This is a genomic window from Mycobacterium sp. 050272 (assembly GCF_039023525.1).
In the GTDB taxonomy this organism is placed as follows: domain Bacteria; phylum Actinomycetota; class Actinomycetes; order Mycobacteriales; family Mycobacteriaceae; genus Mycobacterium.
The window spans coordinates 360,436-373,293 of the sequence record NZ_JBCHKV010000004.1; the positions used below are offsets into that span (position 1 = coordinate 360,436).

13 protein-coding genes are annotated in these 12,858 nt (G+C 65.6%); 7 read left to right on the forward strand and 6 right to left on the reverse strand.

All coding sequences use genetic code 11. From position 1 onward, the window contains the following. Nucleotides 1–151 precede the first annotated feature (151 nt). From AAHS21_RS11660 to AAHS21_RS11670, 3 genes are read left to right on the forward strand one after another with little or no spacing between them, the layout of a single operon-like run. Complete coding sequence (locus AAHS21_RS11660) at nucleotides 152–841, forward strand: hypothetical protein (RefSeq protein WP_342927911.1); 690 nt, start codon at nucleotides 152–154, stop codon at nucleotides 839–841. Nucleotides 842–848: 7 nt separating this feature from the next. Next, on the forward strand, nucleotides 849–2,294 hold the full coding sequence (locus AAHS21_RS11665) for a class I adenylate-forming enzyme family protein (protein WP_342927807.1): 1,446 nt from the start codon (nucleotides 849–851) through the stop codon (nucleotides 2,292–2,294). Nucleotides 2,295–2,302: 8 nt separating this feature from the next. Beyond that, nucleotides 2,303–3,016, forward strand: coding sequence for a hypothetical protein (locus AAHS21_RS11670; RefSeq protein WP_342927808.1), 714 nt, complete (start codon nucleotides 2,303–2,305; stop codon nucleotides 3,014–3,016). Here the strand turns inward: AAHS21_RS11670 and AAHS21_RS11675 are convergent. Continuing rightward, nucleotides 3,013–3,972 (reverse strand): nitronate monooxygenase, encoded by a 960-nt coding sequence (locus AAHS21_RS11675; protein ID WP_342927809.1) that lies wholly within the window; start codon nucleotides 3,970–3,972, stop codon nucleotides 3,013–3,015. The genes AAHS21_RS11670 and AAHS21_RS11675 overlap by 4 nt on opposite strands. After that, on the reverse strand, nucleotides 3,969–4,361 hold the full coding sequence (locus AAHS21_RS11680) for a tautomerase family protein (RefSeq protein ID WP_342927810.1): 393 nt from the start codon (nucleotides 4,359–4,361) through the stop codon (nucleotides 3,969–3,971). The genes AAHS21_RS11675 and AAHS21_RS11680 overlap by 4 nt, the downstream gene beginning before the upstream one ends. Before the next feature lie 95 nt (nucleotides 4,362–4,456). Between AAHS21_RS11680 and AAHS21_RS11685 the strand changes: the two genes are divergently transcribed. After that, nucleotides 4,457–5,332 carry a LysR family transcriptional regulator gene (locus tag AAHS21_RS11685; protein WP_342927811.1) on the forward strand — a complete coding sequence of 292 codons (876 nt, stop codon included), beginning with the start codon at nucleotides 4,457–4,459 and terminating at the stop codon, nucleotides 5,330–5,332. A gap of 45 nt (nucleotides 5,333–5,377) precedes the next feature. Here AAHS21_RS11685 and AAHS21_RS11690 read toward each other — a convergent pair whose 3' ends face one another. Next, nucleotides 5,378–5,977, reverse strand: coding sequence for a TetR/AcrR family transcriptional regulator (locus tag AAHS21_RS11690; protein ID WP_342927812.1), 600 nt, complete (start codon nucleotides 5,975–5,977; stop codon nucleotides 5,378–5,380). A 107-nt stretch (nucleotides 5,978–6,084) separates the two neighbouring features. On the opposite strand from AAHS21_RS11690, the gene AAHS21_RS11695 reads away from it, so the two are divergent. Beyond that, on the forward strand, nucleotides 6,085–7,650 hold the full coding sequence (locus tag AAHS21_RS11695) for an NAD(P)/FAD-dependent oxidoreductase (protein ID WP_342927813.1): 1,566 nt from the start codon (nucleotides 6,085–6,087) through the stop codon (nucleotides 7,648–7,650). 4 nt (nucleotides 7,651–7,654) lie between these two features. Here the strand turns inward: AAHS21_RS11695 and AAHS21_RS11700 are convergent, their stop codons facing one another. Both AAHS21_RS11700 and AAHS21_RS11705 read right to left on the reverse strand, forming a co-directional pair. Next, nucleotides 7,655–8,200, reverse strand: coding sequence for a YbhB/YbcL family Raf kinase inhibitor-like protein (locus AAHS21_RS11700; protein ID WP_342927814.1), 546 nt, complete (start codon nucleotides 8,198–8,200; stop codon nucleotides 7,655–7,657). A 41-nt stretch (nucleotides 8,201–8,241) separates the two neighbouring features. Further along, complete coding sequence (locus AAHS21_RS11705) at nucleotides 8,242–8,685, reverse strand: SRPBCC family protein (RefSeq protein WP_342927815.1); 444 nt, start codon at nucleotides 8,683–8,685, stop codon at nucleotides 8,242–8,244. Nucleotides 8,686–8,944: 259 nt separating this feature from the next. Between AAHS21_RS11705 and AAHS21_RS11710 the strand changes: the two genes are divergently transcribed. Then, a complete protein-coding gene (locus AAHS21_RS11710) occupies nucleotides 8,945–9,655 on the forward strand; it encodes an MBL fold metallo-hydrolase (RefSeq protein WP_342927816.1) in 711 nt (236 codons plus the stop codon). Here the strand turns inward: AAHS21_RS11710 and AAHS21_RS11715 are convergent. Beyond that, nucleotides 9,652–10,026, reverse strand: coding sequence for a hypothetical protein (locus tag AAHS21_RS11715; protein ID WP_342927817.1), 375 nt, complete (start codon nucleotides 10,024–10,026; stop codon nucleotides 9,652–9,654). The two genes, AAHS21_RS11710 and AAHS21_RS11715, sit on opposite strands and share 4 nt — an antisense overlap. Before the next feature lie 315 nt (nucleotides 10,027–10,341). Here AAHS21_RS11715 and aceA point away from each other — a divergent pair, with 315 nt between their 5' ends. Continuing rightward, nucleotides 10,342–12,642: an isocitrate lyase ICL2 gene (gene aceA, locus AAHS21_RS11720; RefSeq protein ID WP_342927818.1), complete on the forward strand. Its 2,301-nt coding sequence runs from the start codon at nucleotides 10,342–10,344 to the stop codon at nucleotides 12,640–12,642. Nucleotides 12,643–12,858: the final 216 nt, after the last annotated feature.

Sequence of the window (12,858 nt, forward strand, 5' to 3'; positions counted from 1 at the left end):
ACCAGATTCTCAACTCGGCTGTCTAGGTCGGGCGACGAGGCGCAATTGTGCATACGGCTAACCCGGCCTGGACGTGTCAACCTGCCGGAGTTACCGTCCGTTGAGCGGCGTTGCGCCCACCGCCGCGAATGGAGGTCTGTGCGTGCTGTTCATGCACGAGCTGCACACGGTCCGCGGCCGCAAAGAAGACGAGTTCGAAGCCGCCTTCCGTGACGGCTGGATGCCGCTCCTCGGGCGCGGCGACGATGCCCGATTGCTGTGGTACGCCAACCAGGCGCACGGCAGCGGCCCCGCGTACACGGTCGTGACCGTGACCGCCGTTCGCGACGGCGCGGCGTGGGAGAAACTGACCCTGCGAGTACAGAAGGGCGACCTTCAGGACTGGATGCGCGGGCTCGACGAGCTGCGCCACGAGGTCGTCGCAAAGCTGCTGATGCCGCTGCCCTGGTCACCGCTGGTGGGTGTCCGGTTCGACGAGGTGCCGGTCGACGGGCGAGAGCACGAGATGACCCTCTACATGGAAGACACCATGTGGCCCTACGAGGACAAGTTCGAGGAGTACATCGTCCGCTGCGGCGACGTGTACGCCAGGAGCCTCCAGGAGCCGTCCTCCATGCTGACGATGCACGCGGCATTCCAGCCCGCCCTCGGCAGCCACGTACGACGCGAGGTGATCCTGATGCAGCGCATCAGCCGTCCCGAGGCGCTGCTTGACCTGCTCCGCAGCCATATCCCCGCCGAATACCGCGCGCCGGGCACGTGGATGTACGACGCCCTGGACCTGCGCGACCAGTGGACCAGCCGGTTGCTGCGGACCTCCGAGTGGTCACCCCTGTATTAAGCCGCGAATGAACATCGGGACGATCCACGACGCCGCCGCCAGCGGGGATCACGCCCGGGCCGCCCTGATCGTCGGCGGGCACACCGTCGGTTATGGCGAACTTGCAACGGCAGTACGGCAGTGGGCGGCCAGCCTGGCCGCCCACGGCGTCACGCCCGGACAACGCATCGCCGTCGTCGACGGAGCCAGCCTGCTGTCGATCGCCGCATTGCTCGGCGCGACGCGCATCGGCGCCGCGCCCGCGCTGATGAACCCCACGCTGACGCCGCCGGAATTGCGGGCACTGCACACGAATGCCGCCTGCGCCGACGTGGCGGTCGCGGGGGAACACTACGCCGAGCGGGTCCGAGCAGCCGGTGTCCCCACGGCGTTGACATCGACCGATCTGATGGGCCGACCCGAACCCGCCGGCGATGCCGTCGCCGACGATGCCGACGACCGCGACGCGTTAATCCTATTCACCAGCGGCACAACGGGACTCCCGAAGGCTGTCAGCATCAGCGGCCAGCAACTCACCCGCCGCATCACCGGGATGTCGCGCCCCTTCCGGGCCGGCATTAAACCCTCGGTGAGCATGCTGAGCGTCCCGCTGTTCCACGTCGGCGGCGCGCTGGGTCTGCTCGGCAGCCTGTATTCGGGCAACACCACGGTGGTGCAAACGCGTTTCGACGCCGGCGAATGGCTACGCCTGGTAGCCGAGCACCGCGTCAGCACAACGTTCGTGGTGCCGACGATGCTGCAGCGGATCATCGACCATCCCGACTTCCCGGACACCGATCTGTCGTCTCTGATCGCCATCGCCTACGGGGCTGCCGCCGCGCCGCTGAGGCTGGTGCGCCGGGCGATGGCGGCGCTGCCGCACGTGGCGTTGGCCAACGTGTTCGGCCAGACCGAAACCCTGGGCGCTTACACGACTTTGATGCCCGACGATCACCGCGACCCGGCGCGCGCCGGTTCCGTCGGCCGCGCATTACCTGGAGTCGAAGTGCGCGTAGTCGACCCCGCTACAGGCAACGACGTCGAGGCCGGGGCGGTCGGCGAATTGTGGGTCAACAGCGCCCAGAACGTCACCGAAGGCTGGCTGCGCACCGGCGACCTCGCCCGCCAGGACGCTGACGGTTACATCTTCCCTAGCGGCCGGCTGAAGGACACAATCAATCGCGGGGGAGAGAAATTCGGACCGATCGAGGTCGAGGAAGCATTGCGCTCACACCCGGCAGTAGAAGACGCCGCGGTCGCCGGGATCGCCGACGACGAGTTGGGGCAACGCGTCGGTGCGGCCGTCGTGGTGTGCGCGCCGGTGACACTCGACGAGTTGCGCGCACACTGTCGCGGACTGATCGCGCACTTCAAGCTCCCCGAACGCTGCGCGATCGTGGAAAACATCCCGTACAGCGCAACCGGCAAGGTCAACCGTGATCAGCTCGCCGCGCTGATCGCCGATGACACCTAGGAGTCCACGTGCTGTTTCTGCATGAGACCCACAAAGTGGTGGGCACCCGGGAAGACGAATTCGAGGCCGCTTATCGCGAGGGCTGGATGCCCACGCTGGCCGACGACGACACTGCCCGCCTGCTCTGGTACACCAACCACGCACACGGCACCGGGCCTTCCTACACCGTCGTCACGATCACGGGCATCGCCGACGGTGCCTCCTGGGAGAGGCTGGCCCAGCGCGCCCAGCATGGCGATCTGCAGCCGTGGATGCGCGAATTGGACAACCTGCGCCACGAGGTGACGGGCAAGCTGCTGTTGCCGGTGGAGTGGTCGCCCTTGCAGTCGGTCGATCTTTCGGCCGTGCCCACCGATGCTGGAACCCACCCGCTCAGCCTCTTCATGGAAGACACCGGCTGGCCCTACGCGCCGCTCGACGACTACATCCGCTCCTGGAATGACATCTACTATCGGCCGCTGTCGCAGGCACCGGCACGCATGCGCATCCTGGACATCCAGGCCTGTTTCCAAGTCGCGCACGGAAGCTATCAGCGACGAGAAGCCATGCTGTGGCAGAAGATCGACGACTCCAACAACTACGCGGCGCTCATGCATCTGCTGACCAAAGAGGTACCTCCCGAGTACCGCGGGCCCGGCAGCTATATGTTCGAAGCGCTCAAGTATCGCGATCAGTGGGAGAGTCGGCTGCTGCGGACGTCGGACTGGTCGCCGCTGTACTAGGCCTGCCGGCCCAGAATCCGGGCGGCGTCACGCGCCATGTCGGCCACGATGTCGCCGGCCGGCCGAATATCGCGGACGAGTCCGATCGCCTCGCCGACGAGTATGGCTGCGGCATCGAAATCCTCTGCAGCCGTAGCCTTCTCGAAGGTCTCCACCGCTTCGGGCAGGGCAGCCGACAGCTGGTCCTCGTTTCCGTGCCAGGTGTCGAGGAATCGATTGCCCAGCGCTCGCGCATTGTAGTCGGCGGGCCAATCAAGCTGTCGCACAACGTCGTACACCCGAGTCCGGAAAGTATCGTCGCCGCTGGCCGCCACGACGCGCTGATGAGCCCGCGGTGACACCAACGCCTCGGCGCTGGCCCACAACCGGGTGCCGACCAGCGCGCCGTCGGCGCCCAGCGCCAATGCCGCCGCAAGCCCGCGGCCGTCGGCGATACCACCGGCGGCCACGACCAGTGTCGCGGGAGAGCGCGCGCCGACGAGGTCGACGACATCGGGCACCAACGTGAAGGTGGACCGGACGGTCATGCCGTGGCCGCCGGCCTCACCGCCCTGCGCGACGACGACATCCGCGCCACTGTCCAGGGCTTGCCGGGCGTGTTCGAGGTTCTGCACCTGGGCGATCAACGGAATGCCCGCCTCGCGGATGTGTTCGGCGAACGGCCCGAAGTCGCCGAAGGACAACATGATTGCGGCGGGTTGCCGTTCCAGGGCTTCATCGAGCAACTCGGGCGCCTGCGCCAGGCTCCAGGTGATGAACCCGCAGCCGACCAACGCGGCGCCGGCCTGGTCGAATTCGCGGCGCAGCCAGTCGGCGTTGCCGTACCCGCCACCGATCAGGCCGAGCCCGCCGGCCGCCGTCACCGCCGCGGCCAGCCGGCCGCCGGACGCCGTGGCCATCGGCGCCGAAATGATCGGGTGTTTGATGCCGAACAGTTCGGTCAGCCGGGTGTTCATTGGAGTTCCCCGGTGAGGAACTGCGCCCGACCGTGGCCGAAAGACCAGTCCTCGTCCCCATTTTCGGTGATCGACACGATCAGATCGGCCGGATCGACCCCACACCGCTGCGCGAGGTTGGCCGCCAGCAACTCGTAGAACCGTTCCTTCATGGCGCGGGTGCGCCGGCGACTGACCACGTGCACGATCACCAGCCGAGCCGAGCGGTCGATGCCCAGACCGGTGTCCCAGGCCACGATCTCGTGCGCGGGATGGGTGCGCACCACCTGGTATCGGTCACCGGGCGGGACCGCGAACGCTCCGATCACGGCGTCATGCGCGGCGTCCAGCAAGACCTGGACCTCCAACGGGGTGCGCCCTTCGATCAGGTCGATGTATAACAACGGCATTTTCTCTCCTCTGGTCCATGCGTCTCGGCTACGACGTTAGGGCCACCGCAAACGGGAGTGAAATGCCTGTCGCACGACATCTATGCTTGTCAGGCATGGGCGTGCTGGACAGCGGCAGAGTGCAGTTGCGACACCTGCGCGCGTTCGACGCGGTGGCGCGATTGCAGTCGTTCACGCAGGCATCCGAGGCGCTCACGATCACCCAACCCGCGCTGAGCCGCACTATTCAGCAATTGGAAGACGCGCTCGGCGTCACCCTGCTCGATCGCAGCTCCCGGCACGTCGAGATGACGGACGCCGGACGGACGTTCTTCGAGCACGTCGAACGGGTGCTGTCCGAATTCGAACGCGGCGTGGATGCCGTGCGGCGGCAGGCCAGTATTCGCCTCGGATTCAGTTGGCTGTTGCCTGACCCGTGGGCCCAAGACACCGTTGCCCGATTTGAGCGGGCCAACGCAACGAGGGTCAGTTTGATCCGCACCGACGATGCCCTGGCCGCGGTCCAGCAGGGCAGAGTGAACGTCGCGGTGGTGCGCGGCCAGGTGACCTCGACCGCCGTGCGGGTTGTGCACCTGTTCGACGAGGCACGGGTGGCGGTGTGTTCGGTGCATTCCCGCCTGGCTCAGCAATCGGAGCTGGACTGGGGCGACGTCCCGCAATGGCCGCTGGTCGTCAACGTCGCCAGCGGCACCACCGGACCGTGGTCGTGGCCGGCGGGCCAGGGCCCCCAAACTGTGGTCCAGACATCGAATTTCGACGAGTGGATCGAATCCGTTGCCGCCGATCGAGGCATCGGCGTGATCCCGGACGTCGCCGTCCGGCGCAACATTCATCCCGGCGTCAAGTTCATCCCGCTGCGGGGGGCACCGCAGAGCCCGGTCGCCCTGGCTTTTCTGCCGCGCGCCCGCAATGCCGAGCTACGCCGCTTCGTGGAGGCCGCAGTGACCAGCGCCGCTGCTTGCGATACCTGAACTCGGCCAGGCGCGCCGACTCGCGTCGCGAACGCCGGCGGCGGATCAGGCGAGTGACGCCAGACCGGAGCGGACCACATCGATACTGGCCGCCACCAGCTGGCCGAGGTCGCCGGTACAGCCGTTGCGCCCCCAATGCTCCACTGCCACAACGAGAGCCGCTGCCAGGGCCGAGCCCGCGACCTCGGCAGCCAATTCGATGTCGCGCGCGTCCGGATTCCGCTTGCTGACGAAATCCGTCAGCACGGCGGCGAACGAGGACTGCACCACCCGCAAGTGGCCGGCGATCCGTTCGGCGGAGATCAACTCGGCGCGCGCAGTCGCGGCCTGCCGGACCACTTCGAGGTCGTGTGGGAAGGCCGCGACACTGGCCAGCACCGCGTCAAACAGCGACTCGGAGGCCGGCCGTTGCGCAAGCGCCTCGGCCAGCCATTCCAACTGCGACTCGTAGTCCTGGAACAGCACCGACTCCTTGGTCGGGAAGTGCCGGAAGAAGGTGCGTTCGGTAACGCCGGCCTCGGCCGCCAACTCCGTGACCGTTACGTTCGCAAAGCCTTTGCGGGCGAAGCACTTTAGCGCGGCTTGGCGCAGCGCCTCGTGTGTGCAGCGGCGGCGCTGCTCGTGGCGATTCATCGGAACGGTCATGGCGGGCCGATCGTATCGCACCGTTTGAGTCAGTACTGACATCTTCCAATTATGTCAGTACTGACATATTCTTCTCACCACCACCGGCGGAAGGCAGGGTCGAGACCATGAGCACGACGAGATACGACGCGATCGTGGTCGGTGCCGGGCACAACGGGCTGACCGCCGCGGCGATTCTGCAGCGCGCCGGCCTGCGAACCGTGTGCCTGGAAGCCAACACCTATGCCGGCGGCATGGCGGCCACGGTTGAATTGATCGACGGCTTCCGCTACGAGATCGCGGGCTCGGTGCAGTTCCCGACGGCAAGCCAGCTCACCAAAGACCTTGGACTTGACACGCTGCCCGCGATAGAGCCCGAGGTGATGTCGATCAACATCGGCGAAAACGGCGAAGAGCCGATGGTCTTCTATCGCGACCCGATGCAGCTGATGGGTCATCTGAACGAGAAGCACGGCATGGAAGCCGTCATGGGTATGGCCGAGCTGATCGGCTGGAGTCAGGCGCCCGCACGGGCCCTCGGCCGCTTCGAGGTGTGCCAGCGGCCCAAGACGATCGACGAAATGTACGCCTGCGCAACCAATGTCGCCGAGCGCCGGGCGATTCACGAGATGCTGTTCGGCTCGGCGATGGACGTGATCGACCGTTACCTGCCGGACAAGGACAAGCACGCGGTGATGCGCGGAATGCTGGCGTTTTTGGCGGTCAACTCCACCTATCGCGGCCCCTACACACCGGGCAGCGCCGCGTGCCTGGCCTTCGCGCTGGCGGTCCCCGATGACAGCACCGCGATGATGACCAAACTCAAGGGTGGTATCGGCGCGCTCACCGAACACCTGCGCGAGCTTTTCATCTCCCATGGCGGAGAGATCCGCTTCCGCACCAAGGTCGAAGAGATCCTCGTCGAGAACGGCAAGACAACCGGCGTCCGACTGCGCGACGGCTCGACGATCTCGGCGCCGATCGTGGTGTCCAATCTGTCGCCTGACGTGACGCTCACCGAACTGATTGCACCCGAACATGTTCCGGCGGAGTTGGTCTCACGGGTGTCCGGACGCGACCACCGCGCCTCATTCGTGCAGCTTCATTTCGCACTTGACGGGCTGCCCGAGTTCGCACCACCGTATGAGTTCCTCAACGAAGAGGGCATGCAGCAGTCGGTCGGAATCTTCGGCTCACCGGAAACCCAACAGCAGCAGTGGGAGATCTGCCGGCGGGGCCTCGTTCCGGACAACCCGTCGATGGGCATGCAAATCCCCTCGGTGCACGATCCCGCGATGGCACCACCGGGTAAACACGCGGCGAGCGCCTATGCCTACGCCTTCCCGGTCGAAGTCGACCGCGACCAGCACGGCCACCTGAAAAACGAAATGGCACAGCGTGTTATCGACAAAATCACCAAATTCGCGCCGAACTTCTCCGACATCCTGATCCGTCATATCACCTTCGCGCCGTATCACATGAACACGATGTTCGGTGCCCCCGCCGGCGACTTCTGTCACGGCCTGTTGCACCCGGATTTGATGGGACCCAACCGTCCGGGCCCGAAGGGCTTTCTGGACATGCCGATTCCGATCGATGGCCTATACCTGGGCGGGGCGGGATGCCATGGCGGCCCGGGCATCACGTTCACGCCCGGCTACAACGCGGCCTATCAGATTCTCGACGACCGGTAGCCGATCAACCGCCGAACGTTCCGGTCAGCTGCGCCTGCGCCGTGGCGGCCCCGGCGATGGTCTGCGCGGCGCGCGCACCGGCCAGTCCGCCGGGGAGCTGGTAGTCGTTCGGAAGCTGGTAGAGCGTGAAGCGGTAGTGGTGAGTCCCGGTGCCGGCGGGCGGACAGGGTCCTTTATAGGCGGACTGGCCGGCCGTATTCGGCAGCGCGCTCCCGCCGCCGGGAGTCTGACCGTCCGAGGTGCTGCCGGATCCGAACGGTATCCCGGTCACGATCCAGTGGATATACACCCCGTTGACCGCGTCCGGATCATCGACCACCAGTGCCGCCCCCAGCGGCGCCGACCACGTCAACGGTGGCGCGACGTCGGCCCCTTTGCAGGTGTACTGCGCCGGTATGGGCGCGCCATTGGCGAAGGCCGGACTGCTGATCGTCAATGGCATGTCCGGTGCCGCGATCGCGACGCCGGTGCCGGCATTGCCGGCCGCCGCGAGCGTCAATACCAGTCCGCCGATGGCCACGCCGATGCGCCGAGCAGCACTGCATCCCATACCGACCAGTCTCGCCAACTGCGGCCCGAGAAGATAGCCGTCTAGCCCTGCTTTTTGACTTCGATCACTCGCTCGCGAAGCCCCTTGGTCGCGGTGTCCATCAGGCCCTTGGTTCCCCTCCTGATCAGGAACCCGGGCACCGGCACGGTGAGATCCACGGTCAAGTCGAAGCGGACCCTGGTGGAATCGCCGTCGGGGGTCAGCGTGTACCGAGCGTCCTGTGCCCGTTGCTGTTTGGCACTGACCAGCGTCCAGCTCACCCCGTCGTCGTGCACGGTGTACGCGAGCTCCTGTTCTTCGGTGATTCCCACGATCTTGACGACCTGCCGGGATCGGACCGGATGTCCCTGCTCATCGCGCTCCAGAACTTCGACTTTCTGATGAGCCGAGGACCACTCGGGCAAGGATTCGATGTCGAAGAGCACGTCCATAATCTCGTCGGGAGTCGCCTCGATGACGAGTTCGCGCGAATCGGAGACAGCCATCCTCGGAAGATAACCCGGCGCCGCGGCTGCCCAAACGCGTTGACTCAGGGCACCAGGACCACCTTCCCGATGTTCTCGCGCCGCCAGGATCCGGTGCGCGGCGGGCACAAAGTTGCTGCCGCGTCAAAATTTCCAACAGCTCGCGTCGCACCGGATTCGCCAGAGCGAGAAAAACGCGGTCCGGAATCGCCACGTCCGGCACCGTATGTCGGACATTTCCGACACGTCAAGCGCCCGTTCGCCCGTTACATTGCTCCTTATGCGATTCACCTGGGAGCAAGTGACCACCAGCGTGCACCGCTGCCGGCTTCCGTTCTGCGACGTCACCGTGGGTGTAGTGCGCGGACGCGCCGGCACATTACTCATCGACAGCGGAACCACGATGACCGAGGCGGCCGCAATCGACGAGGACGTCCGGCAGCTGACCGGGGGCCCGGTGACCCATATTGTGTTGACGCACAAGCATTTCGACCATGTTCTGGGTTCTTCGTATTTCACCGACGCCGAGATCTACTGCGCGCCCGAGGTTGTCGATTACCTCTCGTCGGCCCACGACCAGATTCGCGCTCATGCCCTGAGTTACGGTGCGGACGCCGCCGAGATCGACCGGGCACTCGCGGCGCTGCGGCCGCCCCGGCACGGCCTCTACGACGCCGTTGTCGACCTCGGCGACCGGGACGTGAGAATTACCCACCCGGGGCGTGGCCACACCACATCGGACTTGATCGTGGTGGTCCCCGGGTTGGACGAGCACGATCACCGCGTCGTGATGTTCACCGGTGACCTCGTCGAAGAGTCCGCCGACCCGTTCATCGATGCCGACTCCGATCTCGCGGCCTGGCCGGCAACGCTCGATCGGCTGCGGGCGATCGGGGGGCGAGAAACGATCTACGTTCCGGGCCACGGAAAGACCGTCGACGCGGAGTTCATCCGCCGCCAACGCGCCTGGCTAGAACGACGTTCTGGCTAGGTGGTCGTTACCGTACAGGCGGCGATGAGTGCGTCCGGATCGGTCACGCTGAGCACCAGCGAGCGCAGCGGGACCGACCTGAGCGGGACTTTCGCCTGTACCGGCGGCTCTATCGTCAATGCCACCAATCCTTTGCCCGAGCCGTTGACCAGCCAGCGGCCATTCGAGTAGTGCACGCCCGCGGTGAACGTCCGCTCATCGGAGGCTTCGGCGTGGGTGATCGACGCGATCGGGATATGGGCCTCGAACGCCCAGCCCATCTTGACGTGGAGAGTCCCGTCAACGACGCGCACCTCACTGGTGTTGGGCCCGAGTCCCAGCGGCGTGGACAACAGCACATACCAACGCTCGTACCGCAATTCCGTCTGCACCGGACCGACCTTACTCGTAGTTTGCTGGATCGGCTGCTTGTCGTTTCATCTATCCGTCTATGCAGTTTGCTGGGTGGGGCGGCCAAACAGGAGTCCGAGGCGCCGTCACGGCGCGGTCCTTACCGAAAAGCACTGCAGCACAGCCTTTTAGGCGTACCACAACATCAGCGACGCGCGGCGCAGCTATCCGGAGTACCCGGTGTGACAACAGTTTTGGCCCGGCTCGGCAATCCGCGAATTACCCATGATGGAAATTCCAGGACCAGGGATAGACTCACGTTCAGCGGACTCGTGCTGGAAGGGGAGCGTAAAACCATGGCCATCATCGACGCGGACACTGAGGTCCCCGCCCCGTTCGACGAAGACGTCGCCGCCGTGCAGCGATACTTCGACGATCCACGGTTCGCCGGGAAGATTCGCCTCTATACGGCCCGCCAAGTAGCAGAGCAACGCGGCACGATACCGACCGACTACACCGTCGCCCGGGAAGCCGCGGCCGCCTTCTATCCCCGCCTGCGCGAACTTTTCGCGGCCAAGAAGAGCATCACCACCTTCGGCCCGTACTCACCCGGGCAGGCCGTGAGTATGAAGCGAATGGGCATCGAGGGGATCTACCTCGGCGGCTGGGCTACCTCCGCCAAAGGATCCACCACCGAAGACCCGGGTCCGGACCTGGCGAGCTACCCGCTGAGCCAGGTGCCCGAGGATGCGGCGGTGCTGGTGCGCGCGCTGCTGACCGCCGACCGGAACCAGCAGTACCAGCGACTGCATATGAGCGATCAGCAGCGCGCGGCGGCCAAGGAGTACGACTACCGGCCGTTCATCATCGCCGACGCCGACACCGGTCACGGCGGTGACCCGCATGTGCGCAACCTGATCCGCCGCTTCGTGGAAGCCGGCGTACCCGGCTACCACATCGAAGACCAGCGTCCGGGCACCAAGAAGTGCGGTCACCAGGGCGGCAAGGTCCTGGTGCCGTCCGACGAACAGATCAAGCGACTCAACGCCGCCCGCTTCCAGCTCGACATCATGCGGGTGCCGGGCATCATCGTCGCGCGGACCGACGCCGAGGCGGCGAACCTGATCGACAGCAACTCCGATGAGCGCGACCAAGCGTTCCTGCTCGGCGCGACCAACTTGGACATTCCGTCCTACAAGGCCTGTTTCCTGGCGCTGATGCGGCGCTTCTACGAGCTGGGCGTCAAGGAGCTCAACGGTCATCTTCTCTATGCGCTCGCCGACGGCGAGTACGGCATCGCCAACGCCTGGCTCGAACGTCAGGGCATCCTGGGCCTGGTCTCCGATGCGGTCACCCAGTGGCGGCAGGACGGTCAACACTCGATCGACGACCTCTTCGACCAGGTCGAGTCGCGGTTCGTCGCAGCGTGGGAAGACGACGCCGGGCTGATGACCTACGCCGATGCCGTGGCGGAAGTGCTGGCATTCGGCGAACGCGAACACGACGAACCGGCGACCATGAGCTCCGACGAGTGGCGCAAGTTCGCCGCCCGGACGTCGCATTACGCGGCTCGCGAGAAGGCCCGCGAGCTGGGTGCCGCGCCGGACTGGAGCCCCGAGCTGGCCAGGACGCCCGAGGGCTACTACCAAGTGCGCGGCGGCATTCCGTACGCGATCGCCAAATCGCTCGCGGCGGCGCCGTTCGCCGACATCCTCTGGATGGAGACCAAGACCGCGGACCTGGCCGACGCCAAGCAATTCGCCGACGCGATTCACGCCGAGTTCCCCGACCAGATGCTGGCCTACAACCTCTCGCCGTCGTTCAACTGGGACACCACCGGCATGACCGACGAAGAGATGAAGCAGTTCCCGGTGGAGCTGGGCAAGATGGGCTTCGTCTTCAACTTCATCACCTACGGCGGGCATCAGATCGACGGCGTCGCCGCCGAGGAGTTCGCCACCAACCTGCGCCAGGACGGCATGCTGGCCCTGGCCCGGCTGCAGCGCAAGATGCGTTTGGTCGAGTCGCCCTACCGGACGCCGCAGACTCTGGTCGGTGGTCCGCGCAGCGACGCCGCGCTGGCCGCGTCGTCGGGACGCACCGCGACCACCAAGGCGATGGGCAAGGGGTCGACCCAGCACCAGCATCTGGTGCAGACCGAGGTGCCCAAGAAGCTGCTGGAGGAGTGGCTGGCCCTGTGGAGCGAGCACTACCAGCTGGGCGAGAAACTTCGGGTCACGCTGCGGCCGCGCCGCGCCGGCTCGGATGTGCTGGAGCTCGGGATCGTCGGCGAGGGCTCTGACCCGCAAGAGCAGCTGGCCAACGTCGTCGTCGACCCGATCAAGGACCGGCACGGCCGCAGCATCCTTCAGGTGCGCGACCAGAACACCTTCAGCGAGAAGCTGCGCCAGAAGCGGCTGATGACGCTGATCCACCTGTGGCTGGTGCATCGCTTCAAGGCCGATGCGGTCTACTACGTGACGCCGACCGAGGACAACCTGTACCAGACCGAGAAGATGAAGTCCCACGGGATCTTCAGCCACGTCTACCCCGAGGTCGGCGAGATCATCGTCGCCGAGGTGAACAAGCCGCGCATCGCCGAGCTGCTCAAGCAGGATCGGGTGGCGCTGCGCAAGTTGATCACCAAGGAAGACTAGTCGTCAAAGCCAACCGGTCCGCGAAATTGCTTGGCAGGCTTGGTATTTCGTGATGCCGCGGTTACACCGCGCTATGGTTCGTGTTCTTGCGGACGAGGCCGTCATTGTGCTGTCGAACAACGCATGCGTAACGCTGCTAGCCGCCGCAAACGTGAAAGCGATCACAATGGCTATTTTAGCTTCCTGCAATAGTTGCATAGGTGTACATTTGCTATT

Coding starts and splice junctions, on each gene's coding strand:
- AAHS21_RS11660 (WP_342927911.1), top strand. CDS start 152: ATGCACGAGCTGCACACGGTCCGCGGCCGCAAAGAAGACGAGTTCGAA.
- AAHS21_RS11665 (WP_342927807.1), top strand. CDS start 849: ATGAACATCGGGACGATCCACGACGCCGCCGCCAGCGGGGATCACGCC.
- AAHS21_RS11675 (WP_342927809.1), bottom strand. CDS start 3,972: ATGAACACCCGGCTGACCGAACTGTTCGGCATCAAACACCCGATCATT.
- AAHS21_RS11680 (WP_342927810.1), bottom strand. CDS start 4,361: ATGCCGTTGTTATACATCGACCTGATCGAAGGGCGCACCCCGTTGGAG.
- AAHS21_RS11685 (WP_342927811.1), top strand. CDS start 4,457: ATGGGCGTGCTGGACAGCGGCAGAGTGCAGTTGCGACACCTGCGCGCG.
- AAHS21_RS11690 (WP_342927812.1), bottom strand. CDS start 5,977: ATGACCGTTCCGATGAATCGCCACGAGCAGCGCCGCCGCTGCACACAC.
- AAHS21_RS11695 (WP_342927813.1), top strand. CDS start 6,085: ATGAGCACGACGAGATACGACGCGATCGTGGTCGGTGCCGGGCACAAC.
- AAHS21_RS11700 (WP_342927814.1), bottom strand. CDS start 8,200: ATGGGATGCAGTGCTGCTCGGCGCATCGGCGTGGCCATCGGCGGACTG.
- AAHS21_RS11705 (WP_342927815.1), bottom strand. CDS start 8,685: ATGGCTGTCTCCGATTCGCGCGAACTCGTCATCGAGGCGACTCCCGAC.
- AAHS21_RS11710 (WP_342927816.1), top strand. CDS start 8,945: ATGCGATTCACCTGGGAGCAAGTGACCACCAGCGTGCACCGCTGCCGG.
- aceA (WP_342927818.1), top strand. CDS start 10,342: ATGGCCATCATCGACGCGGACACTGAGGTCCCCGCCCCGTTCGACGAA.